The organism is Streptomyces sp. NPDC040622 (assembly GCF_055593965.1).
In genome coordinates, this window is sequence record NZ_JBVIXD010000005.1 from 542,039 (window position 1) to 567,419 (window position 25,381).

18 protein-coding genes are annotated in these 25,381 nt (G+C 74.7%); 14 read left to right on the top strand and 4 right to left on the bottom strand.

Going from position 1 to position 25,381, the window contains the following annotated elements:
- Positions 1-72: 72 nt before the first annotated feature.
- A complete protein-coding gene (locus tag ACZ592_RS17075) occupies positions 73-1,011 on the bottom strand; it encodes a universal stress protein (RefSeq protein WP_471582339.1) in 939 nt (312 codons plus the stop codon).
- Between the two features lie 388 nt (positions 1,012-1,399).
- Between ACZ592_RS17075 and ACZ592_RS17080 the strand changes: the two genes are divergently transcribed.
- From ACZ592_RS17080 to ACZ592_RS17090, 3 genes are all read left to right on the top strand, one after another.
- The gene (locus ACZ592_RS17080) at positions 1,400-2,089 is read left to right on the top strand and encodes a response regulator transcription factor (RefSeq protein WP_471582340.1); all 690 of its coding nucleotides are present in this window, start codon (positions 1,400-1,402) and stop codon (positions 2,087-2,089) included.
- Positions 2,090-2,153: 64 nt separating this feature from the next.
- Positions 2,154-2,891 carry a Pvc16 family protein gene (locus ACZ592_RS17085; protein WP_471582341.1) on the top strand — a complete coding sequence of 246 codons (738 nt, stop codon included), beginning with the start codon at positions 2,154-2,156 and terminating at the stop codon, positions 2,889-2,891.
- On the top strand, positions 2,888-4,891 hold the full coding sequence (locus ACZ592_RS17090) for an AAA family ATPase (RefSeq protein ID WP_471582342.1): 2,004 nt from the start codon (positions 2,888-2,890) through the stop codon (positions 4,889-4,891). Before ACZ592_RS17085 ends, ACZ592_RS17090 begins: the two co-directional genes overlap by 4 nt.
- Before the next feature lie 112 nt (positions 4,892-5,003).
- Here the strand turns inward: ACZ592_RS17090 and ACZ592_RS17095 are convergent, their stop codons facing one another.
- The 3 genes from ACZ592_RS17095 to ACZ592_RS17105 all read right to left on the bottom strand — a co-directional run bounded on the left by ACZ592_RS17095 (position 5,004) and on the right by ACZ592_RS17105 (position 11,358).
- The gene (locus ACZ592_RS17095; RefSeq protein ID WP_471582343.1) at positions 5,004-6,380 is read right to left on the bottom strand and encodes a hypothetical protein; all 1,377 of its coding nucleotides are present in this window, start codon (positions 6,378-6,380) and stop codon (positions 5,004-5,006) included.
- 5 nt (positions 6,381-6,385) lie between these two features.
- Positions 6,386-7,990, bottom strand: a complete 1,605-nt coding sequence (locus tag ACZ592_RS17100; protein WP_471582344.1) for a peptidoglycan-binding protein — start codon at positions 7,988-7,990, stop codon at positions 6,386-6,388.
- Positions 7,991-8,100: 110 nt separating this feature from the next.
- Positions 8,101-11,358, bottom strand: coding sequence for an AfsR/SARP family transcriptional regulator (locus tag ACZ592_RS17105; RefSeq protein WP_471582345.1), 3,258 nt, complete (start codon positions 11,356-11,358; stop codon positions 8,101-8,103).
- 480 nt (positions 11,359-11,838) lie between these two features.
- Between ACZ592_RS17105 and ACZ592_RS17110 the strand changes: the two genes are divergently transcribed.
- From ACZ592_RS17110 to ACZ592_RS17160, 11 genes are all read left to right on the top strand, one after another.
- Positions 11,839-13,428: a phage tail sheath subtilisin-like domain-containing protein gene (locus ACZ592_RS17110; protein WP_471582474.1), complete on the top strand. Its 1,590-nt coding sequence runs from the start codon at positions 11,839-11,841 to the stop codon at positions 13,426-13,428.
- Positions 13,429-13,545: 117 nt separating this feature from the next.
- On the top strand, positions 13,546-13,989 hold the full coding sequence (locus tag ACZ592_RS17115) for a phage tail protein (protein WP_205040150.1): 444 nt from the start codon (positions 13,546-13,548) through the stop codon (positions 13,987-13,989).
- The gene (locus tag ACZ592_RS17120) at positions 13,989-14,438 is read left to right on the top strand and encodes a hypothetical protein (protein ID WP_471582346.1); all 450 of its coding nucleotides are present in this window, start codon (positions 13,989-13,991) and stop codon (positions 14,436-14,438) included. Before ACZ592_RS17115 ends, ACZ592_RS17120 begins: the two co-directional genes overlap by 1 nt.
- On the top strand, positions 14,435-14,593 hold the full coding sequence (locus tag ACZ592_RS17125; RefSeq protein WP_361180980.1) for a DUF6760 family protein: 159 nt from the start codon (positions 14,435-14,437) through the stop codon (positions 14,591-14,593). The genes ACZ592_RS17120 and ACZ592_RS17125 overlap by 4 nt, the downstream gene beginning before the upstream one ends.
- 63 nt (positions 14,594-14,656) lie before the next feature.
- Positions 14,657-18,313, top strand: a complete 3,657-nt coding sequence (locus ACZ592_RS17130; RefSeq protein WP_471582347.1) for a DNA polymerase III subunit gamma/tau domain-containing protein — start codon at positions 14,657-14,659, stop codon at positions 18,311-18,313.
- A 59-nt stretch (positions 18,314-18,372) separates the two neighbouring features.
- A complete protein-coding gene (locus ACZ592_RS17135) occupies positions 18,373-18,810 on the top strand; it encodes a phage tail protein (RefSeq protein ID WP_471582348.1) in 438 nt (145 codons plus the stop codon).
- 1 nt (position 18,811) lies between these two features.
- On the top strand, positions 18,812-19,561 hold the full coding sequence (locus tag ACZ592_RS17140; RefSeq protein WP_471582349.1) for a CIS tube protein: 750 nt from the start codon (positions 18,812-18,814) through the stop codon (positions 19,559-19,561).
- Positions 19,558-21,477: a VgrG-related protein gene (locus ACZ592_RS17145; RefSeq protein WP_471582350.1), complete on the top strand. Its 1,920-nt coding sequence runs from the start codon at positions 19,558-19,560 to the stop codon at positions 21,475-21,477. The genes ACZ592_RS17140 and ACZ592_RS17145 overlap by 4 nt, the downstream gene beginning before the upstream one ends.
- 63 nt (positions 21,478-21,540) lie before the next feature.
- Entirely contained in the window at positions 21,541-21,954 is a 414-nt protein-coding gene (locus tag ACZ592_RS17150; RefSeq protein WP_471582351.1) for a GPW/gp25 family protein, read from the top strand.
- Between the two features lie 6 nt (positions 21,955-21,960).
- Entirely contained in the window at positions 21,961-23,922 is a 1,962-nt protein-coding gene (locus ACZ592_RS17155; RefSeq protein WP_471582352.1) for a putative baseplate assembly protein, read from the top strand.
- Positions 23,923-24,821: 899 nt separating this feature from the next.
- Positions 24,822-25,379 (top strand): phage tail protein, encoded by a 558-nt coding sequence (locus ACZ592_RS17160; RefSeq protein ID WP_471582475.1) that lies wholly within the window; start codon positions 24,822-24,824, stop codon positions 25,377-25,379.
- The last annotated feature ends 2 nt before the right edge of the window (positions 25,380-25,381 follow it).

Below are 25,381 nucleotides of genomic sequence, written 5' to 3' on the forward strand. Positions count from 1 at the left end.
CCGAGGTCCCCCGCCCCGCACAGTGGGGCGGGGGGTCTGCGCGGCGTGGTCGCGCCTCGCCGAGGGTGCCTGTCAGGCGCCCTCCGCGCTCCCCGCGCCCTCGCCCCTCTCCCGTTCCGCGGGGACGACCGCGACCGGGCAGTGCGCGTGCAGCAGTACGGCGTTGGCCGCCGACCCCACGAGGAAGGAGTCCGCGCTCAGGCGCCTGCGGTGCCGCCCCACCACGAGCAGGTCCGCCGCCTGGGACGCGACGACGAGCCGTCCTGCCGCGTCCGCCGCCGTGACCACGGGGACGACGTCGACCTCGGGGAAGCGCTCCGCGAAGGGGCGCAGCCGCTCCTCCTGGGCCGCGCCCAACTCCTTCTCGATCCCCGGTCCTTCGGCCTCACGGACGCTGTCGACGTATCCGCCCATCAGGGTCAGGCTGGAGAGCGGCACCGCGTACGTCGTGATCGCCTGGAGCCGCGCGCCGGTCCGCCGCGCCTCCTCGAAGGCGAATTCCACGGCGGCGTCACTGGTCTCCGTGGGCTCCAGACCGAGCACGACGGTCGCCGGGCCCTCCTCCCTCTGCGGGTCGTGCGCGCGCGCGGCGTGCGGGACGACGACGACCGGGCAGGCGGCGCGCGCCGCGCAGGCCCTGCTGACCGAGCCGAGGAGCAGGCTCGCGAAGCCGCCGCGCCCGCGTGAGCCGAGCACGAGCAACTGCGCGTCGTCGCCGAGGAGCGCCAGGGTCGAGGCCGGGCTGCCGTCGACCGTGCTGTAGCGCACGGGCGGCAGGTCCTGGCGCCCCTCGATGAGTTCCCTGACGGCCGAGAGCACCGGCACGTCGTCGACGGGCGGGGGCATCACCGGGGGAACGCCGGGCACCGAGAGGGCCTTCACGTAGTCGCCCCTGACGTGCACCACCAGAAGTTCCGCGTCCCGCGCGCGTGCCTCGGACAGCGCCCATTCGAGCGCCTTGAGGCTGTGGTCGGAGCCGTCTACTGCTGTGATGACGGGTTGGCTGTTCATGCCTCCATGCTGCAAGACGGGAGGGGACGGACGGCAGTTACGAAAGTCCCGTGTCCGCGAGTGCGTGGGTACGCGGCCGAACGGCTCACCAAACCCACCAGGCAGGGGAACCGCGCTGCCGGGAGCTGTACTTCTTAAGGAAGGCGCTGCCCACGCCTGGGAATCGAGGCACTTCGGTGAGATCATCGTCTTCACGAAGATCGGCGCGGCCCTGCCGACGACGGGGGCGTTCGTCCCCCTTCGGCCGGCGGTCGGGGCCGGTCCGGCCGGGCCGGGATCCCTTCCGGGCGCCCCGGTAAACGTCCCCGTTGATTCATCGGCAATCGTTTGTTGATCGGTCCGTCGCACCCTGTGCCCGTCGCTATTCGGGGGAGACAGGGAACGTCAGTTGTCGGATACACGAATACCGGTGGCCGTGCATGCCACCGACCCCCTCAGCCGGGCCGGGGTCATCAGTCACCTCCGGCATCAACCCACCGTGGAGCTGGTCGACCGTGTCGGGGACGGCACCCAGACCACCCCGCCCCCCGAGCACGCGACGGTGAGCACGGCGGACCGGGTCGCGGTCATGCTCGTGGACCGGCTCGACGATCCGGCAGGCGCCGAGCTGCGCCGCCTCGCCCGGTCCACCGAGCAGCGCGTCGTCCTGATCGCGAGCGAACTGCGCGAGCCGGAGCTGCTCGCGGTCGTCGAGTACGGCGTACGCGCCATCCTCTGGCGGCACCAGGCGACCCCGCAGAAGCTGCTGCGTGCCGTGCACAGCGCCGCGCGCGGCGAGGGGGAGCTGCCGCCCGACCTCATCAACCGCCTCATGACGCAGCTGGGCCGCCTGCGGCTCTCGGCGCTCGACGGTTCGCCGTCCGGCGCCGGCAACCACGTGCCGACGCTGGGCATGGCGCCCCGCGAGGTGGACGTGGTACGGCTGATCGCCGAGGGCCTGGACACCAAGCAGATCTCGGAGAAGCTCGCCTACTCCGAACGCACCGTCAAGAACGTCCTGCACGCGCTGATGACGCGCCTGCAGCTGCAGAACCGCGCGCATGCCGTCGCGTACGCGCTGCGGGAGGGATACATCTGATGCGACCGAACCACCTCCCCCCGCACTTCCGGGGAGCCCGGCCACACACCCGGGGAGTCCGGCCGTGATCCACGAAGTCGACGAGGCGCTGCGGGCGCTGCTGCGCGGCGCGCTGCCCGAGGGAACCGGCGAGGTCGTCTTCGAGGCGCCGACCCGCGACTGGGCGGCGCGCCGCAACGCGCCCACGCTCAACTCGTACCTGTACGACATCCGCGAGGACGTGGCCCGGCGCGAGCGCGGCGCGTTCGCGGAGCGCGGTGCCGACGGGACGGTGCTGCGCAGGCGGCAGCCGCCGCGCTGGTTCCGGCTGTCCTACCTGCTCACCGCCTGGACCAACCGCCCGGAGGACGAGCACCGGCTGCTGTCCGCGGCCCTCGGCACCCTGCTCGCGCACGAGCTGCTGCCGCCGGACCGGCTGCCAAACGCGCTCGCCGCGCTGGGCGCCACGCTGCCGCTGACGGTCGCGGTGCCGCCGCCCGAGTCGCGGTCCATCGCGGACATCTGGTCGGCGCTCGGCGGTGAGCTCAAGCCGTCCCTGGACGTCGTGATCACCGTGCCGTTCCCGGTGTCGCCCACGTACGAGGTGGCAGCGCCGGTCACCGAGGGCGCGGCCGTCGGCGTGCGCGGCCTCGGCGGCGAGCCGAGCGAGGCGCGGCCCCGGATGCTGCGCAAGCAGCGGCCCGAGGATCCGCCGCGGCCTGCCGAGACGGACTGGGGCAAGGAGAACAGCGGAAGCAACGGCGACAGCGGCAGTAACGGCAGTACCGGCAGCAAGGGGAGCAGCGGGAAGGGCACGCGGTGAGCGGCGACGCGATACCGGCGCGCCTGGAGTCGTTGCGCGGGCGCGTCGCGGAGCTCGTCGCGCGGCGCGCCTCGGACGACCCGACGGCCGCCGATCCGCTGCGCGGCCTGTACGTGACGCCCGAGGCCGCGCACCGCATCGCCACGGCTCCCCCGTCGCAGCCCGCCGCCCCGCCGAAGGACGAAGGGCTCGAACCGGGCGACCCGCTGGAGGAGTTGGCGGCGCGGTTCGGGCTGAGCCCGCTCGACCGGCAGATCCTCCTCGCCGCCCTCGCACCCGACGTGGACCGTCGCTTCGAGCCGCTGTACGGCTACCTCAACGACGACGTCGGGCGCCGCAGGGCCACGGTCGCGCTGGCCCTCGACCTCGCGGGCACCGGGCCGCACGACCCCTCGGCCCGCGCCCGCTTCCACCCGCTGGCCCCGCTGCGCGCCGGTGGCCTGATCGCCCTGGAGGACGAGGAGCGACCGCTGCCGGGGCGGGCCCTGCGTGTACCGGAGCGGGTGGTGTCGCACCTGCTCGGCGACGACGCGCTGGATCCCGAACTGGTCGGCCTCCAGGTCGATCTCGTGCCCGGCGGAGCGACCGCTCCCGTCCATCCGCTCGCCGTGCGCCTCGCCGCGCTCGCCGCCGGGCGACCGCTCCTGGTCCACCTGCGCGAGCGCAGGGAGGGCACCGCGGCAGGCCCGGTGGTGGACGCGCTCAGCGCGACCGGTCCGCCCGTCCTGCGGTACCGGCCGCCCGCGCGCGCGTCGGACGCCCCGGCTGCGGTGGCCACCGCGCTCGTGCGCGAGGCACGGCTGCGGCGGGCCGCGCTCGTCGTGGGGCCGCTGCCTCCCGAACCGGGCGCCCTGGTCCGCTCCCTCGCCACCGGCGACGTGCCGGTGGTGTTCTTCGGGAGCGAGGGATACGACCCGGGCTGGGCGCCCGACGTCGGGCTGCTCGCGCTCGAGGCACCGCAGGACGGCGTCGACGTGGCCGGGACCTGGCGGGACGAACTGGCCGTGCACTCCCCCGCGTACGAGCCGGACTTCGACCTCGGCGAGGCCGTCGCGCCCTACCGGCTCAGCGAGCCGCAGATCCGCCGGGCGGCACGCGACGCCGCCGGTCTCGCCGCGTTCGACGGCACCGCGCCGACCGCCGCCCACCTCCAGCTCAGCGCCCGGCTGCAGTCCGCGCCCGCCCTCGACAAGCACGCCAGGCGGATCCGCCCCGAGGTCGGCTTCGACGACCTCGTGCTGCCGGACGAACCGCTGGGCCTGCTGCACGAGCTGGCGCTGCGCGCCCGGCACCGCGACCAGGTGCTCGGCGAGTGGCGGCTGCGCACCGGCGGCGGGCGCGGGCGCGGTGTGATCGCGCTGTTCGCCGGGGACTCCGGCACCGGCAAGACGCTGTCGGCCGAGGTGGTGGCCGGTGAGCTCGGCCTCGACCTGTACGTGGTGGACCTGTCGGCGGTCGTCGACAAGTACATCGGCGAGACGGAGAAGAACCTGGAGCGGATCTTCGTGGAGGCGGACCGCACGGACGCGGTGCTGCTCTTCGACGAGGCCGACGCCGTCTTCGGCAAGCGCTCGGAGGTCAAGAGCTCGCACGACCGGTACGCCAACCTGGAGAGCGCGTACCTGCTGCAGCGCCTGGAGGCCTTCGACGGGATCGCGGTGCTGACCACGAACCTGCGGGCCAACATCGACGACGCGTTCACGCGCCGCCTCGACCTGGTGGTGGACTTCCCGTTCCCGGACGTCGAGCAGCGGGTCGCCCTGTGGCGGACCTGTCTGGCCGGTACGCCGACCGCGCCGGATCTGGAGGCGGAACTCACGCTCTGCGCCAAGGAGTTCGAGCTCGCGGGCGGCGCCATCCGCTCCGCCGCGGTGACCGCCGCCTATCTGGCGGCGGGGCACGGCGGGCCGGTGTCGGGCGCGGACGTCCGGGCCGGGGCCCTGCGCGAGTACCGCAAGATGGGGCGGCTGGTGCCGGGCGGGTCGCTGCCCTGGCAGTGAGCCGCGGGAGCACCGGGCAGTGAAACGAAGGAGCGGTGGCACCCCCGAGGGGGTGCCACCGCTCCTGTCGTTCGGCGCCGCGTTCCGGTCCGCTCTGCTCGGGCTGCTCGGGCTACTCGGGCCAGCCGGAGATCGTCCAGCCCATGCTGTTGCGGTCGTCGCACTTCCACGTCACGGCGCTCTTGTCGTTCTGCATGTCGACGAGGCACTCGCCGGAGCCGACGGCGACGATGCGGGTGAGGCCGTCGTTGCGCTTCTCCAGCTTCCACTTCTGGTTGCCGGGCAGCCGGCCGGTCCTGATGTTCTCCGGCGGGGCGTGGAAGATCTGGACGATGTTGGTGTTCACCTTCTGGTCCATGACGGCCCCCGGCGCGTTGGCGGGCTCCAGGGCGTAGGTGTCGGACTCCGGGTAGTGGTGGAGGATCCAGTCCTGGTACTTGGCGGCCTTGTCCTGGGGACGCGAGGGGCTCTGCCCGACGTACGTGCCGTCGGCCTGCGCCCCCTCCTTGACCTCGAGGAACCAGCCGCTGCCCTCGCTGCTGCGGATGACGTGCGTCTTGGGGCCCTTGGGCTTGTCGTCCTTCTTGTCGCCGCCGCCACCCCCGGCGGGCGGCTTCTCCTCCTTCGGAGGCGGCTCCTCCTCCTTCTTCTCCTCCTCCTTGCTGGGGCTCGCCGACGGGCTCGGGGCTTCCTTCATCCCGTCGTCGTGCGGCAGCACCTGGTCCCTGCCGGGCTTCTCCCTGGCCTGCGTGGCCATGGTCGGCTTGTGCTGGAACCACATCACGGCGAACGCGAGCCCCAGCGCGACCAGGACCGAGAGCACGGCCATCGCCCAGCGGGGGATCACCGAAGGCTGCTCGTACGTGCCGCGCAGCTCCACCGGCTCGGGCACCCCGGCCCGCAGCACGGAGACCGTGAACGGATGCTTGCGGGTGCCGCCGACCCAGCTGACCGCGCCGGGCTTGATGCGCAGGTCCGCGAAGCCGGCGCGCCCCGGCGAGACCTGCACCGAGCCGGGCTCGGCCTCGACCTCCAGCGCGTCGCCGTTCTCACGGCCGGACAGGGAGGCCGTCAGCTGCTGGTTGCCGAGGTTGTCGACGGCCACCGACGCCTTGGCGCTCATCCGGCCGCGTACGACCAACGGGAGCAGTTCCGTGCGCAGTTCGGCGAACGGGCCGACCGTGACCTGGCCCTCGGCGACGTCCGTGGCGTGCGGTGCCTCGCGGGGCGCCACGCGGACGCCGAACGGGGTCGGGCCCGCCAGCGCGTCCGGGGTCCTCGGCGGTGCGAGCTCCACCTGGGCGGTGCCCTCGGCACCCGGGTACAGGCGCAGGACGTCGGGCTGCACACGGGCCCAGCCCGCGGCGGCGCCGACCACCTGGAGGCGGTACTCCTCGACGGTGTCGCCGGTGTTGCGCACGCGCAGGCGCACGGTGGTCGCCGCGCCGGGCTCGACGGTGGTCGCGGAAGGTTCGAGCGTGGTCCACATGCCGCTCACCGCCCCGCCACGCCGGGGTGGTTGACGCTGCCGCCGACGAGCGCCCGAAGGGTCGCGGTGTCGGCGACACCCGTCTCCTTCAGGCCGACGGAGGCCTGGTAGTCCTTGATGTGCGCCGCGGTGTTGCTGCTGTACCTGGCCGTCGTGGGCGGGGTGCGGTCGTCCTTGAAGTAGGCGACGCCGTGCTTCGCGTAGGCCCGGTCGCGGTCCAGGTCGTCGTCGCTGATGCCGGCCTGCGAGGCCCACCAGAACGCCGCCTGCAACTGCACGACCTCCCAGGTGTCGGCACCGGACTTCACGTCCTCGGGGCGGATGCCCTGGGCCCACAGGGAGGTCAGGGTGGCCCGGCCGAGCGTGCCCTCCTGGTCCGTCTCGAATATCTGGGCGCTGTTGTGCCCGGAGTTCTGGCCGGTGCGAACCACGGCCTTCTGGTAACAGATCAATTTGGCCTCGGTAGTGGCATCGATGACGCCGGGTTTCCAGGCGCCGGTGAGCGTGCACGGGTTCTTGGAGCCGAGGGCCGCGAGGCGCCGCTGCGCGTACTCGACCACGACGTCGGACGCGTAGCCGCGCCGCCAGGGCGGGCCGGTGCGGGTCTTCCCGCCGTCCTCGCCCGACGTCGCCCTCTCCACGGCACCGCTCTCTCCACCGGAGGAGGAGGAACCGCCGCCGGAGGAGGAGCCGCCGCCCGACCCCTCGCCGTCCCCGCCGTCGGAACCCGTGCTGTCGTCGACACCCCGGCCGCCGCCACCCGTCTTGTCCTTGGGCGGCGGCGGGGCGTCGTCGAGTCTGTCCTTGTCGCCGCCCTGGGGAACCGGTCCCGGTTCGGCGGCCGCCCGGTCCTCGCGCGTCGACCCGTTGAGGTCGGGCGCGAAGAAGAACCAGAGCGCCGCGAACGCGACGGCCGATGCCGCGACCAGGCTGCCGAGGGCCAGTACCCAGCGCGGCAGGACCGGACGCTGGTCGAAGCTGCCCGGCAGTTCGTGGGCCTGGTCGTCACCGGCCCTGCGCACCGAGACGGTGAGCGGGTGCGGCTGGGCGGACCCGGTCCACCGCACCTCCTTGGGGCGGACCGCGAGACGGGCGAACGCGGCGCGCCCCGGGGCGATGTGGACGGTGGTGGGGGTGACGTCGAAGGAGAGCCGGTCGGCGCCGTCGCGGACGACGAGGGACGCGGTCAGCGGGGTGTTGCCGAGGTTGTCCACGGCGACCGAGGCCCGGCCGCGGAAGCGTCCGACGATGGTGGGCGGCAGCAGCTCGGCCCGGACCTGCGAGAACGCCGAGACCGTGACCTGACCCTCGACGACGTCGCGGGCCTCGGGGTGTTCGCGGGGCTCGACGCGGATGCCGTACGGCGTCGGTCCCGCCGCCGCGTCCGGCGAGCGGGGCGGCGCGAAGGAGATCTCGGCGGTGCCCTCGCTGCCCGGGTAGAGCCGCAGGACCTCGGGTTCGACGCGGGACCAGCCCGCCGCCGCGCCGAGCACTCCCAGCCGGTACTCCTCGACGGTGTCTCCCGTGTTGCGTACGCGGAGGCGTACGGTCGCTCGGCCACCGGGGTCCACGGTCACCGCGGCCGGGTCAAGGGAGTTCCACCACGTCATACGGGCACGGTAGAGGGCACCCGGGGCTCTCTCCTTGTACGAAAGGGCGACGTCAGGGGCAGGCCGGGCTGCCCTCCCGGCCGGGTGGCGCGGGCAGCCGCGCCGACGGCTCAGCCGTGCGCGGACAGCACGGGCCCCGGCGCCCTGGCGCGCGGCTGCCACCGGGCGAGCAACTCGGCGATCTCGGCGGCCTCCAGGGCGCCGCGCCGCTCCATGACGCGGTGCGCGATCCGCAGCGCGGCTCTGGCCCGGTCGAGGTCGCCGAGGGCGAGCAGCGCCCGGCCGCGCGCGGCCATCGCGAGCGCGTGACAGAACGCGTCGCCCAGCTCCCCCTCGACGGCCAGCGCCGCGTCCGCGCAGCGGATGGCCTCGCCGGGGCGGCCCTCGGCCAGTTCGCAGGAGGCGAGCCGCGCCCAGCACAGCGCCTCCCAGCGGGGATTGTGGGAGCGGCCGTGCAGGCGTTGCGCCTCGCGCAGCTGTTCCGCGGCCCCGGCCGCCCGGCCGTCCCGCAGCAGCGCGCACCCGGCCTGGTAGAGGACGTGCGCGAGCATCGACGTGCTGCCCGACCGGCGTGCCTGGCTCACCGCCTCGACGATCGCCGCGTCGGCGGCCGTGCGCCGCCCGAGACAGACGTACGCCCGTGCCAGGTGGGACAGGATGCGGATCCGGTCGTCGTGCCCGCCGAGCGCGCCGAATCTGGCGTACGACAGGCGCAGTTGCTCCAGCGCCTCCGCGTAGCGTCCGGTGCCCATGAGGACGATGCCCAGTTCGTGGCTGCCCTCGGCGCCGACCAGGAGGTCGCCGGAGGCCGCGGCGAGGCGCAGGCTCTCGCGCAGCGCGCGTTCGGCGCGGCCGTAGGTCTCGGTGCCGTAGTGCGGGGCGCCGAGCAGGCGCAGGGCGCGGGCCGCCGACCGGTCGTCGCCGTGGCCCCGGGCGATGCGCAGGGCCAGTTCGGCGAGCGGCTCAAGGTCGCGGTGGCGGGCCGTGCCGACGATCAGGTGCGACCAGGCGGTGAGCAGGTCGACGGTGGGGCGCAGGCCGGGCGGCCCGCCGGCGGGGGTGCGGGACGGGTCGGCGGGGGCGTCCGGGACATCCGGGATGTCCCGCAGCGCGTTCTCGGCGGCGGCGCACAGCCGGGAGTGCGCGACGACGAGCCAGTCGCGCGCGGCGTTCTCGTCGGGCAGCGACTTGCCCCTGGAGGCGGGGGTGTGCAGCAGTTCGGGCAGCACGCTGTGCGGTTTCGTGCGGCGGATCGCGGTCATGACCGTGGCCAGCACGTAGTCGAGGAAGCGGAGCCGGGCGGCGGCGCGCTCGCCGGCGCTCTCGGTGCGCTCGCACTGCCGTCGGGCGAAGAGCCGCACCAGATCGTGGAAGCGGTAGCGGTCCTCGCCGTGCAGCTCCATCAGGCCCGCGTCGACCAGGCGTTCCACGGCGGACTCCGCCTCCTCGTCGCTCACGTCGAGGAGCGCGCCCGCGGCTCCCCGGCAGAAGGACGGCATGTAGCAGAGCGAGACCATGCGGAACGCGTGCGCGAGGTCCGGTTCCAGGGCCTCGTACCCGAGCCGGAAGCTGGCCTCGACGCCCAGGTCGTCCACCCGCAGCTCGTCCAGCCTGCGGTGCTCGTCGCGCAGCCGTGCCACGAGGTCGGCGACGGGGCGGCCGGGGCGCGCGGCCAGCCGGGCGGCGGCGATCCGCACGGCGAGGGGCAGGCCGCCGCAGAGGGCGACCAGTTCGCCGGTCGCCGCCGGTTCGGCGGCCACGCGGTCGGCGCCCGCCGTGGCGCAGAGCATGCCGAGCGCCTGCCGCTCGTCCATCGTCTCGACGTCGACGAGGCGGGCGCCGGGCAGCGTGATGGTCCGCGAGCGGCTGGTCACCAGCACGGCGCAGCCCGGGGTGCCGGGCAGCAGGGGCCGCACCTGGGCGGTGTCGCGGGCGTTGTCGAGGAGGACGAGCACGCGGCGCCCGGCCAGGAGCGAGCGGTACAGGGCGGTCTGCTGGTCCAGGCCGTCGGGCACGGCGCTCTCGGGTACGCCGAGCGCGCGCAGGAACCCGGCGAGGGCACCGCCGCTGTCCACGCCGGGCGCCGGGTCGGAGCCGCGCAGGTCCACGTAGAGCTGCCCGTCGGGGAACTCCTCGCGCACGGCGTGGGCGGCGTGCACCGCGAGCGCGGTCTTCCCGACGCCGCCGAGGCCGGTGAGGGTGGCCACGGCCATCGCGCTGCCGGACGCGGCGGCGCGCAGCGTCTCGGTCAGCCGGCGCGTCTCCGTCTCGCGGCCCGCGAAGTCGGTGATGTCGGGGACGAGTTGGGCGGGTGTGAGGGGCGCGGGAGCGGCGACGGAGCTGCGTACGGAGTGGGTCGGGGGCGCGGTGCCGCCGTTCAGGGGCGGGGGCGGGGGCAGCGGCCGGGACAGGGGGCGGGGCGCGGGGGCCGTGCGGCCGCGGGGCTCCTCCGGTACCGCGGCGCGGTGGCGTTCCGTGGCGCGGCTGTTGCCGTCGGTGCCGTGGAGCTGCGCCCGCTCCGGGCGTGGGGCGGCGGCCGGGAGCGGTGTCCCCTTCAGCAGTCCCTCGTGCAACGTGCTGAGTTCCCTGCCGGGGTCGACGCCGAGTTCCGCGGCCAGGGTGCGGCGCGTGGTCTCGTAGACGGCGAGGGCGTCCGCGCGTCGGCCGCCGCGGTGCAGGGCGAGCATCAGGAGTGCCTGGGCGCGCTCGCGCAGCGGGTGTTCGGCGGCGAAGACGCTCAGGGGACCGGCGGTCTCGCCGTGACAGCCCAGTTCGAGGGCGCAGGCGAAGAACTCCTCCTGCGCGGTGACGGACAGCTCGCTGAGCCGGTCGCGCTGGCGCTGGGCGTAGGGGCCGGGCAGTCCGGCCAGCGGGGTGCCGTCCGAGAGGGCGACCGCGGCGGTCAACTCGGTGTAGGCGCCGGCGTGTTCACCGGCGACGCGCAGCGCGCGGGCCGCGGCGACGCGGTCCTCCAGTTCGCAGGCGTCCAGGGCGCCGCGCGGCACCCGCAGGACGTACCCGTCGCCCGCCGACACCAGCAGCCTCGCGGGTTCGCGGGCGCGCCGGTCCGGTTCGAGCAGGGCGCGCAGCCGGGAGACGTATGTACGCAGCGTGCCGACCGCGCGCGGCGGCGGCTCCTCGTCCCACAGCGCGTCGACGAGCTCCGCCGCGGACACCGGGTGTCCGGCGCGCAGCAGCAGCGCCGCCAGGGTCGCGCACTGCTGCGGCGGGCCGAGCGCCAGGGGCTGCCCGTCCCGCCAGGCCCGCACCGGGCCGAGGACCTGGAACCACAGCGCACCGCCCAGGTCGTCCCGGCCGTCGTCCCTCTCGCCGCTCCGGCCCGGGAGTCCGTCCGCGTCGTCCTGCATTGTCAGCCCGTACTCCTTGCCCTGTGACGCACCGCGAAGTGCCCGTTCGTACCGGCCGCGCCGGACCGCACGCACCAAACGTTACGTCAACCCCAAAGGTCACCTGACCCGTGCGGTGCACTCACCACACCTTGTTGACCAGGTGTTGACGCTGTGCACACCCGGGGCGGGCCATATGCGCCATCCACCGTCCACATTCGGCCGACGCGGCGGTGCGGGCGCCGACCGGCGCCGGGACCGCGTTCCGCACGAGTGACCGGACGGGCAACGCGCGCCGCCGCGCCGGGGACCGCACGCGCACCGCGGCGCGGTCCCGGGTCCGCGGCTGCCCCGCGGCGGCTGAACGGGCAGCGGCATCTGCCCTCGTTGACGTCCTTCCGTCTCTACGCACCGGCCCGCGCGTGAGACATCGTCGACACGGTACGAACACGTGCCGGCTGTGCGCCGGTCCTCCACCCTCGAACCTTGGAGCACAGCAGCATGCCCAACTACCTGTCCCCCGGCGTCTACATCGAGGAAGTCGCCAGCGGTTCGCGCCCCATCGAAGGCGTCGGCACGTCGGTGGCGGCTTTCGTCGGTCTGGCACCGCGGGGGCCGCTGAACGAGCCGACACTGGTGACCAACTGGTCCCAGTACGTGGCCGCGTTCGGCGAGTTCACGGACGGGTACTACCTGGCGCACTCCGTGTACGGGTTCTTCAACAACGGTGGCTCCGCCGCCTACGTCGTCCGCGTCGGCGGCACCGACGGCGACGAGCCGCAGCAGCGCCCCGCGGCCCCCGCGCAGGCGCCCAAGGAGCTCACCGCCGGTGAGCCGGTGGCCCTCGGCGGCTTCTCCGTCTCCGCGATCACCGCGGGCAGCTCGGAGGGCGGCGCCCTCACCGTCGAGGTGCAGGACGGCGAGGGCGAGGGCACGGCGGACCGCTTCAAGCTGATCGTCAAGGACGGCGACAAGGTCGTCGAGAGCTTCGACGTCAGCGCCAAGAAGACCGCGCGCAACTACGTCGTCACCCAGGTCAAGCAGCGCTCCAAGGCCATCGCCCTGGAAGAGGCGACGACCGGCGGCCAGCTCGCCAAGCCCGACGCGCAGACCGTGACCCTCACGCCGCCGGCTCCCGCGGCCCCGCCGGCCGTGCCCGCGTCGAACGGCGCCGTGTCCCGCGTCGAGACCGCCCAGTTCATCGGCGACTCCGCGGACCGCACCGGCTTCGGCGGCCTGGAGGCCCTCGACGAGGTCAACATGGTCGCGGTCCCCGACCTGATGGCCGCCTACCAGCAGGGCCTCATCGACGAGGAGCAGGTCAAGGCAGTCCAGCTCGGCCTCATCTCGCACTGCGAGCTCATGGGCGACCGCATGGCCATCATCGACCCGCCGCCCTCGCTCAACGCCCGCCAGGTCCGGCAGTGGCGCCAGGAGCTGGCCGGCTACGACTCGCGCTACGCCGCCCTGTACTACCCGTGGATCAAGTCCTTCGACCCGGCGTCCGGCCAGTCGGTCGTCGTGCCGCCGTCGGGCCACATGGCCGGCATCTGGGCCCGCAACGACGCCGAGCGCGGCGTCCACAAGGCGCCCGCCAACGAGATCGTGCGCGGCGCCGTGGACCTGGAGCTGCAGATCACCCGCGGCGAGCAGGACCTGCTCAACCCGGTCGGCGTGAACTGCATCCGCGCGTTCCCCGGCCGCGGCATCCGCGTGTGGGGCGCGCGCACGATGGCCTCCGACCCGGCCTGGCGCTACCTGAACGTGCGCCGCTACTTCAACTACCTCGAAGAGTCGATCCTCATCGGCACCCAGTGGGTCGTCTTCGAGCCGAACGACCACGCCCTGTGGGCCCGCATCCGGCGCAACGTCTCGGCGTTCCTGGTGAACGAGTGGCGCTCGGGCGCCCTGTTCGGCGCGCGCCCCGAGGACGCCTTCTACGTGAAGTGTGACGAGGAGACCAACCCCGCCGAGTCGGTCGACCTCGGCCGGGTCGTCTGCGAGATCGGCATCGCGCCGGTCAAGCCCGCCGAGTTCGTGGTGTTCCGCCTCGCGCAGTTCTCCGGCGGTGGCGGCGAGCTGGAGGAGTAGTCCCCGCCCGTACCACCCCGCTTCCGCTCAGCCACCCGCAAGATCCAGAAGATCCGCGGGACGCGTGGGCCCCTGAGGCCCACGCGTCCGCGCGATCCGCAAGAGGAGTGAACTTCCTTGTCCCTTCAGCCCGGTGACGCGCTCACTACCCACAACTTCGGCCTGCAGATCGACGGCGTCATGGTCGAGTACCTGCAGGAGGTCAGCGGCCTCTCGATGGAGCAGGACGTCATCGAGTACCAGCAGGTCTCCGCGGACGGCAAGCCCGTCGTCAAGAAGATGCCCGGCGTGAAGAAGGCCGGCGAGTGCACGGTCACCCGCGGCATGACCCAGAGCCCCGTCTTCAGCGAGTGGATCAACAAGTCCATCGCGGGTGACATGGGTTCGGCGCGCAAGAACGCCACGATCATGATGATGGACTACCAGAACAGCCCGGTGAAGCGGTACAACCTGCGCAACGCTTGGTGCAGCAAGGTGGAGACCAGCGGGGTCAAGGCGGGCGACGCCGCCGCCCTGACCGAGCAGGTCACCATCGTCTTCGAAGAGCTGGTCATCGAATAATGCGGCGCGAAGGCCCGGCGGGGCTGCCTGCACCCGGCACGGCAGCCCCCGGAGCGACGGTGACCGGCGAGCGTGAACCGCTGCGCACGGAGTTCGAGTTCGAACTGCCGCGCGGGTTCGTGGACGAGTCGGGCGCCGTGCACCGCAACGGCGCGATGCGGCTCGCGACGGCACGCGACGAACTGGTGCCGCTGCGGGACGTGCGGGTGCGCGAGAACCCCGCCTATCTGTCCGTGGTGCTGCTCGGCCGGGTCATCACCCGGCTCGGCACGCTCGGTTCCGTCCACGACGGCACGGTGGAGAACATGTTCGCCTCCGACCTGGCCTTCCTGCAGGACTTCTACCGGCAGATCAACGCGGAGGGCCACACCCGCGCGGCGGTGGCCTGCCCGCACTGCTCGGAGTCCTTCGAGGTGGAGCTGGCCGGGAGCCGCCTGGGGGAATCGTGACGTACGCGGCCGACCGCATCGAGGAGGAAGTCGCGTACCTCGCCTACCACTTCCACTGGGGCATGAACGACATCCTCGACCTCGAACACGCGGACCGGCGCGCGTACGTGTCGCGGACCGCCACGTTGGTGGAGCAGGCGGAGGCGAGGCAGTGAAGTGACGGGGCAGGACGGGTCGGGGCGGCGGTGACGTGGCCGGTCGGTGAGTCGAGGTAAGTGATGGGCTTGTTCAGGTGGCGGCGGGGGTCGCGGGACGGTGCTGCGGCGCCGGACGACGCGACGGTGCCGGGCGCGGCGGATGCGCCGCGGGCCGGTGCGGACGGCCGTGCCGGTACGGACGACGGTGACGGCGGTGGCTCCCGTGTGCTCGACGAGGGTTCGCCCGCGGTCGACGGCGGCTCGCGTGCCGGGGGCGACGGCGCTCGTGGCGGCGGTGGCGGCTGGGCCGCCGTGCCGCCCGTCCAGCGTGTCCTCGCGGCGCCTCGTACGGTCGCCGAGCAGGGCTTCGGCGCGATGCTCGCCACGCACCAGAACCCGTCCTTCGGCGGCGAGCTCGGCCACGCGGTACGGTCCTCCGCCCCCGGAGGCCTGCTGCGCGACGTCCTCACGCCGGTGGCCGGACGGCCGGGCGACCTCGACCTGCCGTCGCTGCGGCTGCCGGTGCGGGGGCGGTCGGAGCCCGAGCCCGACGAGCCCGCAGGCCCGCCCGTCGTCTTCCCCTCTCACTCGGCCCGCTCGACCCCCTCGGCCCGCTCGACCCCCTCGGCCCGCTCCGCCTCGCCCGCTCCCGGCGGGCCCGGCGCCGCGCCGGCTTCTCGGACGGCAGCACCCCGTGCCGCCTCCTCTTCTCCTTCCGCCCCCTCCCCTTCCCCGGCGGCTCCGGCTTCCTCTTCCCCGGCGGCTCCGGCGCCGGCTTCCGCGTCGTCGCCCGCCGCTTCCCCGGCTCAGCCCTCTGCCGGTCGGCCCCCCGCCGGTCGGCCCGTACAGCGGGCGGCGCGGGGTGCCGGGGCGGAGAAGAGCGTGGCGGCGGGGCCCGGCGACGCTCCGGCTGCCAGGACCGGCTCTTCCCGGCCCAACGCTTCGCAGCCCAACGCTTCGCGGCCCGGCTCTTCGCAGCCCGCCGCTTCGGGTGTCGACGCCGCGAAGTCCGGCGCTCCCGGGCCCAAGTCCCGACCCAGTACCCCGGAGTCCGGCCCCTCGGGTACGCCGTCGTCCCCGTCGGGCGCCACCCCGCCGAGCCCCGGTACCCGCACCACGCCGCCCAAGGGCCAGGCAGCACCGGCAGCGCAGGGCGGTCGTACGGACACGCCCAAGGACAAGCCCCTCCTCGGAACTCCGGCTCCCGCCTCCTCCTCGGAGACCGAGGTTCAGCGGCCGGTCGACTCCGGAACCGCGGCCGACCGGCCGCCCGTGCAGCGGCGTGCCACGTCCGGCGGCCGGCCCTCGCAGCCGCCCGCACAGGCATCCCCGCCGCCCGCTGCGGGCAGCAGCACGGACCGTACGAACACGTCCCCGGGCAAGCCGCTGCGCCCAGCGCCCGCTCCCGGACCTGCTCCGAGTCAGGGGACGGGTCCGGAACCGGCGGCAGACGCCCGGCCGTCCCCCGCGTCCGGAACCCCCGCCGCCCCCGGCTCCACCCCGGACCGGCCCGTCCAGCGCCGTGCGGCCACGTCCGGCGGACAGCCCGCACCGGCCAGGAACACGGCAGCGCGCGACAGCCGTACGCGCGGTACCGGCGCCGACACGCCCAAGGACAAGCCGCTCCTCGGAGCGTCGACTCCCGCCTCACGAACGGACGTTCCGAAGCCGGCCGACTCCGCCGGCTCCGACTCCGCGGGCTACGGCACCGCCGGCGAAGCGGACCGGCCCGTCCAGCGCCGCGCCACGCCCGGCGCACAGCCGCCGCGCACCCGTACCCGGACGGCCCCGACCGCGCCGACCGCCCCGGCCCCCGGCACCACGCCCACCGCCCCGACCCCACAGCAGTCCCAGCCCCAGTCGCAGCAGCCGCACACCCCCGGCGGCGGTCCCAGCCCCAGCTCCCGCCCGGGCACCACCGCCCCCGCCCCCGGGAGCCCCGCACCCGGCTCCCCCGTGCAGCGCGCCGCCACCGACAAGGCCGAGGGGCCGGACAAGACCAGCAGGACCAGCACGTCCAGCAGGCCCGGCACGAGCGGCAGCACCGGCACAACCGGCACCGCCCCCCTGGCCAGCGCCCGAGCCCTCCCCGTCCCCGGCGTCCCCGGCGCCCCGGCGGGCGCCGACAGCACCCCGGCGCCCGCCGCCCAGGCGAAGGGCGTCGGCGAGGCAAGGCCCTCGCACCGGGCGCCCGGCTCGGACGCCCCGGCGCGTTCCGGTGCCGTACCGGTCGTGCAGCGGGCCAGGTCCGCGCGTTCCCCGCTCGTGTCGGCGATGCCTCCGGTCGTGCCGGAGCGGCGGCTGCTCCCCGTCGGAGCGGCGCGTACGAAGCCGTCCGCCGCCACCCCGAACGACACCGCGCAGCGCGCCGTCCCGGTGACGCCCGGCACCGACACGGGCGCCACCGCCCCGTCCGCTGCCGCAGCTCACGGCGCCACCCCCTCGACCCCTGCCGCGCCGGACGCCGCCACCCGCGTCCGGCCCACCGATGTCCCCGGGCCGGCATCCCCCGCCGGCCCGGGGGCTCCAGCCGCCCCGGCGGCCACCGACCCCGTCGCTGTGCGGGCGGAATCCCCCGTTCAGCCCGTACAGCGGCGGCCTCACGTACGACGGGTCCGGCGCGCGCCGGACGGCGGCGGCGCTCCGACGGGCGCCCCGCGCCCGGGACTCGGCCAGCCCCTGCCCCAGTCGTCCGCGCCGTCCCCCGGCCCCGCGCCGCAGGACCGGCCGCGCCGGACGCCGATCGGCGCGCCGATCACTCCCGTGCAGAAGGCGGCGCGCGGCGGGACGACACCCGTCGCCGCCCCCGCACCCGTTCCCGCGCCCCCGGCGGAGCCCGCCCCCGCCGCCGACAGCGGTGCCCACAACGACACGCCCCCGGCCCCGGTCCCGGCCCCCGTCGCCGCTCCCGAGCCCGTACGCGCCCCCGAGCCTCAGCCGCTGCCCGTCGTGCCGGTCAACCGGCGGATCGCGCCCGGCAGTTACCGTCCGGCCGAGGCTTCCGCCGCCCGGCACAGGCCCCTCCCCCTGGCCCCCTCCCGCGGCCTGACGGTCGCGCCGGCGGCAACGGGCGCGCCGGCGCCGGCGCCGCCCGCTCCGGCGGCCGGGACACGTCACGCGGCGGCGGCTCCCCCGCCCGCCACCTCGGCAGGCGCGGCGCCCGCCCCCGTACCCGTGCCGCTCCAGCGGTCCGCCGGTGCCGGCCCGCAGGGCACGGGCGGTCAGGCCCCCGCGCAGGCCGCCCCCGTCGTCGTACCGCTCGGGAAGCCCGCCGCCCCGACCGCGCGGCGCATGCCCACGCCCGCCGCGTCCCCCGCGCGCGCACCGGGCCCGGACCGCACCACGACCGTGCGCACCTCCCCCCTTGCCCCGGCCAACCCGGCCGTCCAACGGCGGGCGGTCGCGCCGGCGCCCACCCCCACCCCGGCACCCGCCCCCGCCCCGGCGCCGCAGCCGCTCGCCGCGCCCCGTCGGCCGGTCACCGTCGCCCGCACCCCCGCGGGCTCCGGCTCCGGCTCGGCGAAGAGCGGTCCGGCCGAGGCCGAATCCGCCGACGCCGGCTCGGGTTCGGGGTCGGGTTCGGGGTCCGGCTCCGCCGCCAAGCCCACCGCCGAAACCAGCCCCGCCGAACTGGACGATCTCGCCCGGCGCCTGCTCGCCCCCCTCTCCCGGCTGCTGCGGGCGGAACTCCGCAGTGACCGCGAGCGCATCGGGCGACTGCGCGACCACGGCCGCTGACCCCGACCCCACGACCCCGACCCGTCCCAGCCACCGCAGGAAGAACCAGGAAAGAACCCATGCCCTCCACCAAGGATCCCGGCTCGACCGTCTTCTTCAAGCTCACCATCGACGGCCAGGACCTCGGCCTGTTCAACGGTTGTGACGGGCTGTCCTCCGAGGTGGAGGTCGAGCAGCGGCAGGAGGGCGGCAACAACGGGTTCGTCTGGCAGTTGCCGACCCGCGTGACCTTCTCCACCATCCGCCTCACCCGGCCCCTGACCGCCGACACCTCCCGGGTGGCCTCCTGGATCTCGTCCATCGCGACCGGGATCACGCGGCCCACCGCGCAGATCGCGGCGCTGCGCGCGGACGGTTCGATCGTCGCGCAGTGGGGGCTCGTCGAGGTGCTGCCCGTGCGCTGGCAGGGCCCGAGCCTGAGCCCGGACAGTCCGGCGGTGGCGACGGAGACGCTGGAGATCGCGCATCACGGCTTCACCGACGCGGGAGGTGCCTGAGATGGCCGCGCCGACCGGCGGCAAGGCCGGGGCCAGCCTGGTGCGTGCCGCCCTCGCCATCCACCAGCCGCCCACCGACCTCGGCGGGTCGATGGGCGGCCGGATCGGCGAGGTGGAGTTCCAGTTCAACCCGACGCAGCTGCAGATGGGCCGCTCCGCGGAGTGGCGGACCCAGCGGGCCGTCGCCTACACGCGCGGCGCCCCGCCCAAGTTCACCGGTGCCGCCCCCGCCACCCTGCAGCTCGAGGTCTTCCTCGACTCCTCGGGCACCCCCAACTCCGGCAAGGTGCAGAAGCAGGTGGAGCTGCTCCTCTCGTGCTGCGAGGTGACACCGCAGAGCGTCACCTCCAAGCGTCCTTCGCCGCCCTGGGTGCGGTTCTCGTGGGGATCGTTCAACACGGTCCAGTTCGTGGCGTACGTGACCAACGTCAGCGCCTCGTACACCCTGTTCAACCCGACCGGCGAGCCGATCCGCGCGACCTGCACGCTCTCGCTCACCGAGGTCTCGATGCCCACCAAGGGGCAGAACCCGACCTCCGGCGCCCTCTCCGCCCGCCGTGTGCACCGCACCGTCGCCGGCGACTCGCTGGCCTCGCTCGCCTGGCGGGAGTACGGGGACGCCACGCGCTGGCGGCTGATCGCCGAGGCCAACCAGATCGACGACCCGATGCGGCTGCGGCCCGGCACCGAACTGCTGCTGCCCGCCGCCGACGAGGCCCGCCCCACCCCCGCGCACGTGGAGTCCGCATGACCGAGAAGACGTACACGAGCGTCCTGCACGCCGAGATCGGCGGTTCCGTACTGCCCGACAAGCTGGCCGTGCTGCTCGTCGAGGGCTGGGTGGACGCCAGCATGAACGTGCCGTCCGCCTTCCAGCTGACCTTCGCCGACGACGGCGGGGACATCCTGGAGAAGTTCCCGCAGATCAAGGTGGGCGCCGAGGCGGTCCTGTGTCCCTTCACCGACGGGGTGCGCGGCAAGCCGATGCTGACCGGTGAGGTCACCGCCCTGGAGGTGGACTCGGACGGAGGCAGCAAGTCCCTGGTCGTGCGCGGCTACGACCCGGGGCACCGGCTGCTGCGCAACCGCCGCGTGCAGGGCTACCCGAACATGACGGCCTCGGACATCGTGCGCCGGGTCGCCGCCCTCAGCAGCCTGAAGCTCGGCAAGATCGAGTCCACGCCGACGGTCTACGAGCTGGCCACCCAGCCGAACATCACCGACTGGGACTTCCTCTCCCGCCTCGCCCAGGAGAACGACACCCACCTCTCCTTCGACGAGAAGGGCAAGCTCTGCTTCGGCAAGCTCAAGCCCGCCTCCGGAGCGCCGTCCGACACCACACCGGCCGCGCAGAGCCCGTACGTGCTGGAGTTCGGGCACAACGCGCAGCACAGCCGGGTCTCGGTGACCGCCGCGGGCCAGGTCTCCAAGGCCGGGGTACGCGGGTGGGACATGCGGGCCAAGCGCGCCCTGTCCGCGAAGTCGCCGGCCATCAGCAGCAAGGACATCGTCGCCGACATCACCCCGGCCCAGCTCTCGAAGCCGTTCGGCAAGGCGGAGCTGACGGACACCGGGACGCCCTACACGACGCAGGCCCAGGTGACGCACGCGGCGCAGTCGCTGGCCGACGACGTGTCGGGGTCGTTCGCGGAGATCGAGGTAGCGGTCACCGGCAATCCCGACCTGAAGCCGGGGCAGCCGGTGGCGCTGAAGGGGGCCGGATTCCCGTTCGAGGGGAAGTACACGGCGACCGGTGTGCGCCATCTCTTCGAGTCCGGGCGGCCGTTCACGACGTGGCTGACCGTCTCGGGCCGGCAGTTCCGCTCCCTGTACGGTCTCGCCTCCGGCGGCGCGGACGCCGCGCCGCCCATGCCGGGCGTCGCGATGGCGCTGGTCAGCAACGCCAAGGACCCGCTCAGGATGGGCCGCGTCAAGCTGCGCTTCCCGTGGCTCTCGGACAAGTACGAGAGCGACTGGTGCCGCATCGCGCAGATGGGCGGCGTCCGGGGCGGCGGCCTGATGCTGCCCGAGGTGGGCGACGAGGTGCTTGTCGCCTTCGACCGGGGCTCGCTGGAGCACCCCTACGTGCTGGCGGGCCTGTACAACGGCGTCGACAAGCCGACGCCCAACACGGACGGCCTCCAGCCGATCGACCCGACCAGCGGGCGCGTCAACTGGCGCTCCATCTCCTCGCGCAGCGGCCACACCATGGAGCTGGTGGACGCCAAGTCCCGTATGAAGAGCGGCATCCGGCTGCAGACCGGCAACGGCCGCCTCACCGTGCACCTGGACCAGACGCGGACCAGCGTGACCATCCGCAGCGACGGCTCGGTGTCCATCTCCGGGACCCGCAACGTCAGCATCAGGGCGGGCGGCAACCTCTCCCTGACCGCGGGCGGCTCCCTGACGATGAGCGCGGGCGGGGCCGTCGACATCAAGGCCGGCGCGAAGTTCGGCGTCGCGGCGGGCGGCATGGCGGACATCAACGCGACCGGTGCCGTCAGCCTCAAGTCGGCCGGCGCGGTGGCCGTCAACGCGGTCGGCGCGGTCTCCGTCACCGCGGCGGGCGCGGTGGCCGTCAGCGCGGGCGCGGCGGCCGCCATCAGCTCGCCGGCCACCGTCGCGCTGAGCGCACCGGCCGTCCTGCGCAACGGCATTCCCTTCTAACGGCATTCCCTTCCAGGGGCTGGAGAGAGTTGAGCGACGTGTGCCTCAAGGGGGTCACCGGACATGAGTGAACAGTTCGTCGGCGCGGGCTGGACCTTTCCGCTGCGTACGGACGCGGCCGGCGGCATCGCCCTGGCCCGGCGCGAGCGCGAGATCGAGGAGTCGATCCGGCTCGTGCTGGCCACCGCGCCGGGCGAGCGTCCGATGCGGCCCGAGTTCGGCTGCGCCGTGCACGACATGGTGTTCGCGCCGGTCAACGAGGCGACGGCGGGCCGGATCCGGTACGAGGTGCGCTCCTCACTGGACCGCTGGGAGCCGCGCATCGAGGTCCTGGACGTCGAGGTCAGTCCGGCGCCCGACGACCCGTCCGTCCTGTTCATCGACGTGAGCTACAGCGTGCGCGGCACCAACAATCCGCGCAGTCTCGTCTTCCCCTTCTACGTGATCCCGTCCACGGAATCAGAGAGCGGAGTCTGAAGTCCGATGGCCCTGCCCGCACCCCACCTCGACGACCGGCGCTTCCAGCAGTTCGTCGACGACGCCAAGCGCTACATCCAGCAGCGCTGCCCGGAGTGGACCGATCACAACGTCTCCGACCCGGGTGTCACCCTCGTCGAGGCGGTCGCGCACATGGCCGACCAGATCGTCTACCGGCTCAACCGCGTGCCGGAGAAGAACCACCTGGCCTTCCTCGACCTGCTCGGCGTCACCCTCTTCCCGCCCTCCGCGGCCCGCGCGGACGTCACCTTCTGGCTCTCCGCGCCGCAGGCCGAGCCGGTGATCCTGCCCGTCGGCACGGAGGTGGCGACCGGCCGCACCGAGACCGAGGAGGCGGTGGCCTTCGCGACCGAGGCGGACCTGACGGTGGTGCCCTGCGAGCTGCAGTCCGTGCTGCGCCAGGAGTCGGGCGGCACACCGCAGGACTGCGGGCAGGACATCTTCGGCAACCGTGACGTGGCGGTCTTCTCGGCCTCCCCGCAGCCGGGCGACACCCTCCTGTTCGGGCTGAGCAACGCCGTGCCGCGCTGTGCGGCCGTGCTGCAGCTGGACAGCCGCGTGGACGGCGTCGGCGTCGACCCGCGCCAGCCGCCGCTGGTGTGGGAGGCGTGGACCGCCGACGGCTGGACCGAGTGCGAGGTGGACGAGGACTCCACCGGCGGTCTCAACCGGCCCGGCGAGGTCATCCTGCACATCCCGGCCGGGCACATCGTCTCGCGCGTCGGACGGCAGGACGCGGGCTGGCTGCGCTGCCGGGTCCTCGAGGCCGCCCCAGGCCAGCCGTTCTACAGCTCGTCGCCGACGGTGCGTTCGGCGGCCGCGTTCACCATCGGCGGTACCACCACCGTCGCGCACGCCGACGTCGTGCGCGACGAACTCCTCGGCGACTCCACGGGGGTGCCCGGACAGCGGGTGCGCCTGGCCCAGGCCCCGGTGGTAGCCGACCGGCCCCCGCTGGTCCTCGAAGTGTCCGACGGCGAGGGGACGGGCTGGGAGGAGTGGCAGGTCGTGGACCACTTCGCCGCCTCGGGCCCGTACGACCGCCACGTCACGCTCGACGCGGCCACCGGCGAGATCGCCTTCGGCCCCGCGGTGCGCGAACCGGACGGGTCGCTGCGGCAGTACGGCGCGGTGCCCGGCAAGGGCGCGGCGATCCGCGCGACCCGCTACCGCACCGGCGGCGGGCGCCCCGGAAACGTGGCCCGCTCCGCGATCCAGGTCCTGCGCAGCTCCATTCCCTACGTCGCCCGGGTGGAGAACCGCGAGGCGGCGCGCGGCGGCGTGGACGGCGAGACGGTGGAGGAGGCCAAGATCCGCGCGCCGATCGCGCTGCGCGCGCAGGAGCGGGCGGTGACCGCGCGCGACTACGAGGAACTGGCGCGGCGGGCCGCCCCCGAGACGGCCCGGATCCACTGTCTGGCCGCGGACTCGAACGAGGTCGGCGAGAACGCGGTGCGCGTCCTCGTCGTCCCCCAGGCCGTGCCGGACCGGGGCGGCCGGCTCCGCTTCGAGCAGCTGGTGCCCGGCGAGGAACTCCTCTCCCGCGTCACCGACTTCCTCGACGACCGCCGCCCGCTGGGCACCCGCCTCTCGGTGGGCCCGCCCTACTACCAGGGCGTCACCGTGGTCGCCACGCTGCACTCCTTCCGCGCGGCGCAGGCCGAGCGGGTCCGCACGGAGGCGCTCGACGCGCTGTACGCCTATCTCGACCCGCTGACGGGCGGTGCGCACGGCGAGGGCTGGCAGTTCGGCCGTCCGCTGCGCGCGGGCGAGATCTTCGCCGCGCTCCAGCGGGTTCCCGGCGTGGAGCTGGTCGACGAGGTCCTGCTGCACCCCGCCGACCCGCTCACCGGCCGCCGGGGCGACGCCACGGACCGCATCGAACTCGCGCCGTCCGCCCTGCTGTTCCCCTTCGACCACCGCGTCCGCGTGATCGAGGCACGATGACGAACGGCGACGGAGAGAACGAGGACGTACGGGGTCCGGAGCGGGAGGACGGCTCCGGGCGTTCCGGGGGCGCCGCGCGTGAGGGTTCCTCGCAAGACGCCCCGAGGCGCCGTGCGCGGCCCGAGGACACCCCGCGGGCGGAGCCCGGTCCGCCGGCCGCCTCCGACCCGAGGGCGGGCGGCGCGTCGGGGGCGTGGCACGGCCATGCGCCGGGGGCACAGCCCGCGGGCCCTGATCCCACCCCGGACCACACGCCGGGCGCGGGCCACGGGCCGGGCGCGCAGCCCGCGCCGGGAGCGCAGCCGCCTGCGGAGACGGGTCGGCCCGCCACGTCAGGGCACGCCTCGGGAGCCGAGAGAGCAGCGCCCGCCCCGGGATCGCGGCCCGCACCGCGAGCACGGCACGCCGCGCGGTCGGAGCACCCTTCGGAGGGGAACTCCGCCTCAGGAGCGGGCCGCTCGCCGGGCGCGCAGCCCTACCCCGCAGGAGCGGAGCACTCCGCCGCGGAGGCCGGCCAAGGCGCGGAGGCGGGCCCGGGAGCGGGTCCCGTCAAGGGGTCGGGGGACGCGCCGGGAGCGCAGCTTCCCCCGGGGTCGACCACCTCCACCGGAGTGACGCGTCTGACGGACGAGCTGCCCGGTCCGGACGGCAGCCACGCGACGGGGTCCTGGCGCGTGCCGGGAGCGCAGTCCTCCTCGGCCACCGGCCAGTTCACGGTGCCGGGCCACCTCACGGGCGCCCACGCCTCTGCGCCCGAGGCATCGGCAGGGGCGACGCAGGCCGCGGCCACCGCGGGAGGCGACGCCGGTTCCGGTGCGGGGCGGCCCGTCTCGTGGGTCAAGGACGTCCCCGTGGCAACGCTCGAACCCGGCGCGGGAGTTCACCCGGGGTCCGACTCGCTGCGCGGCTCGCTGCCGGGGCTGTCCTCCGCCCACCCCATCGGGGAGCAGCTGCCCGCCGTCTTCGCCGACGACGACTTCGCGCTGCGTTTCGTCTCCGGCCTCGACGTCGTCCTCGCGCCCGTCTTCACCGTCCTTGACTGCCTGGAGGCGTACTTCACGCCCTCGCTCGCGCCCGAGGACTTCCTCGGCTGGCTGACGGACTGGGTCGGCACGGAGCTCGACGGGACCGAGCCGTTGCGGATGCGCCGCCACGCCGTGGCCTCCGCCGTGGACCTGCACCGCGTCCGTGGCACCCGCCGCGGCCTCGCCGCCGCCGTCGAACTCGCCTTCGGCGTACGCCCGCAGATCACCGAGAGCGGTGGCGCGACCTGGTCCGCGCGCCCGCTCGGCGGTTTCCCCGGCACCCCTCGACCTTCGCTGCACGTCGCCCTGCGCGTGCGCGACCCCGCGTCGGTGGACCCGCACCGCCTGCGGTCCGTCGTCGCCGCAGCCCGCCCCGCCCACCTCCCTTTCACGGCCGAGGTGACCGCCGCACCTTCCCCTGAAGGGACCTAGAA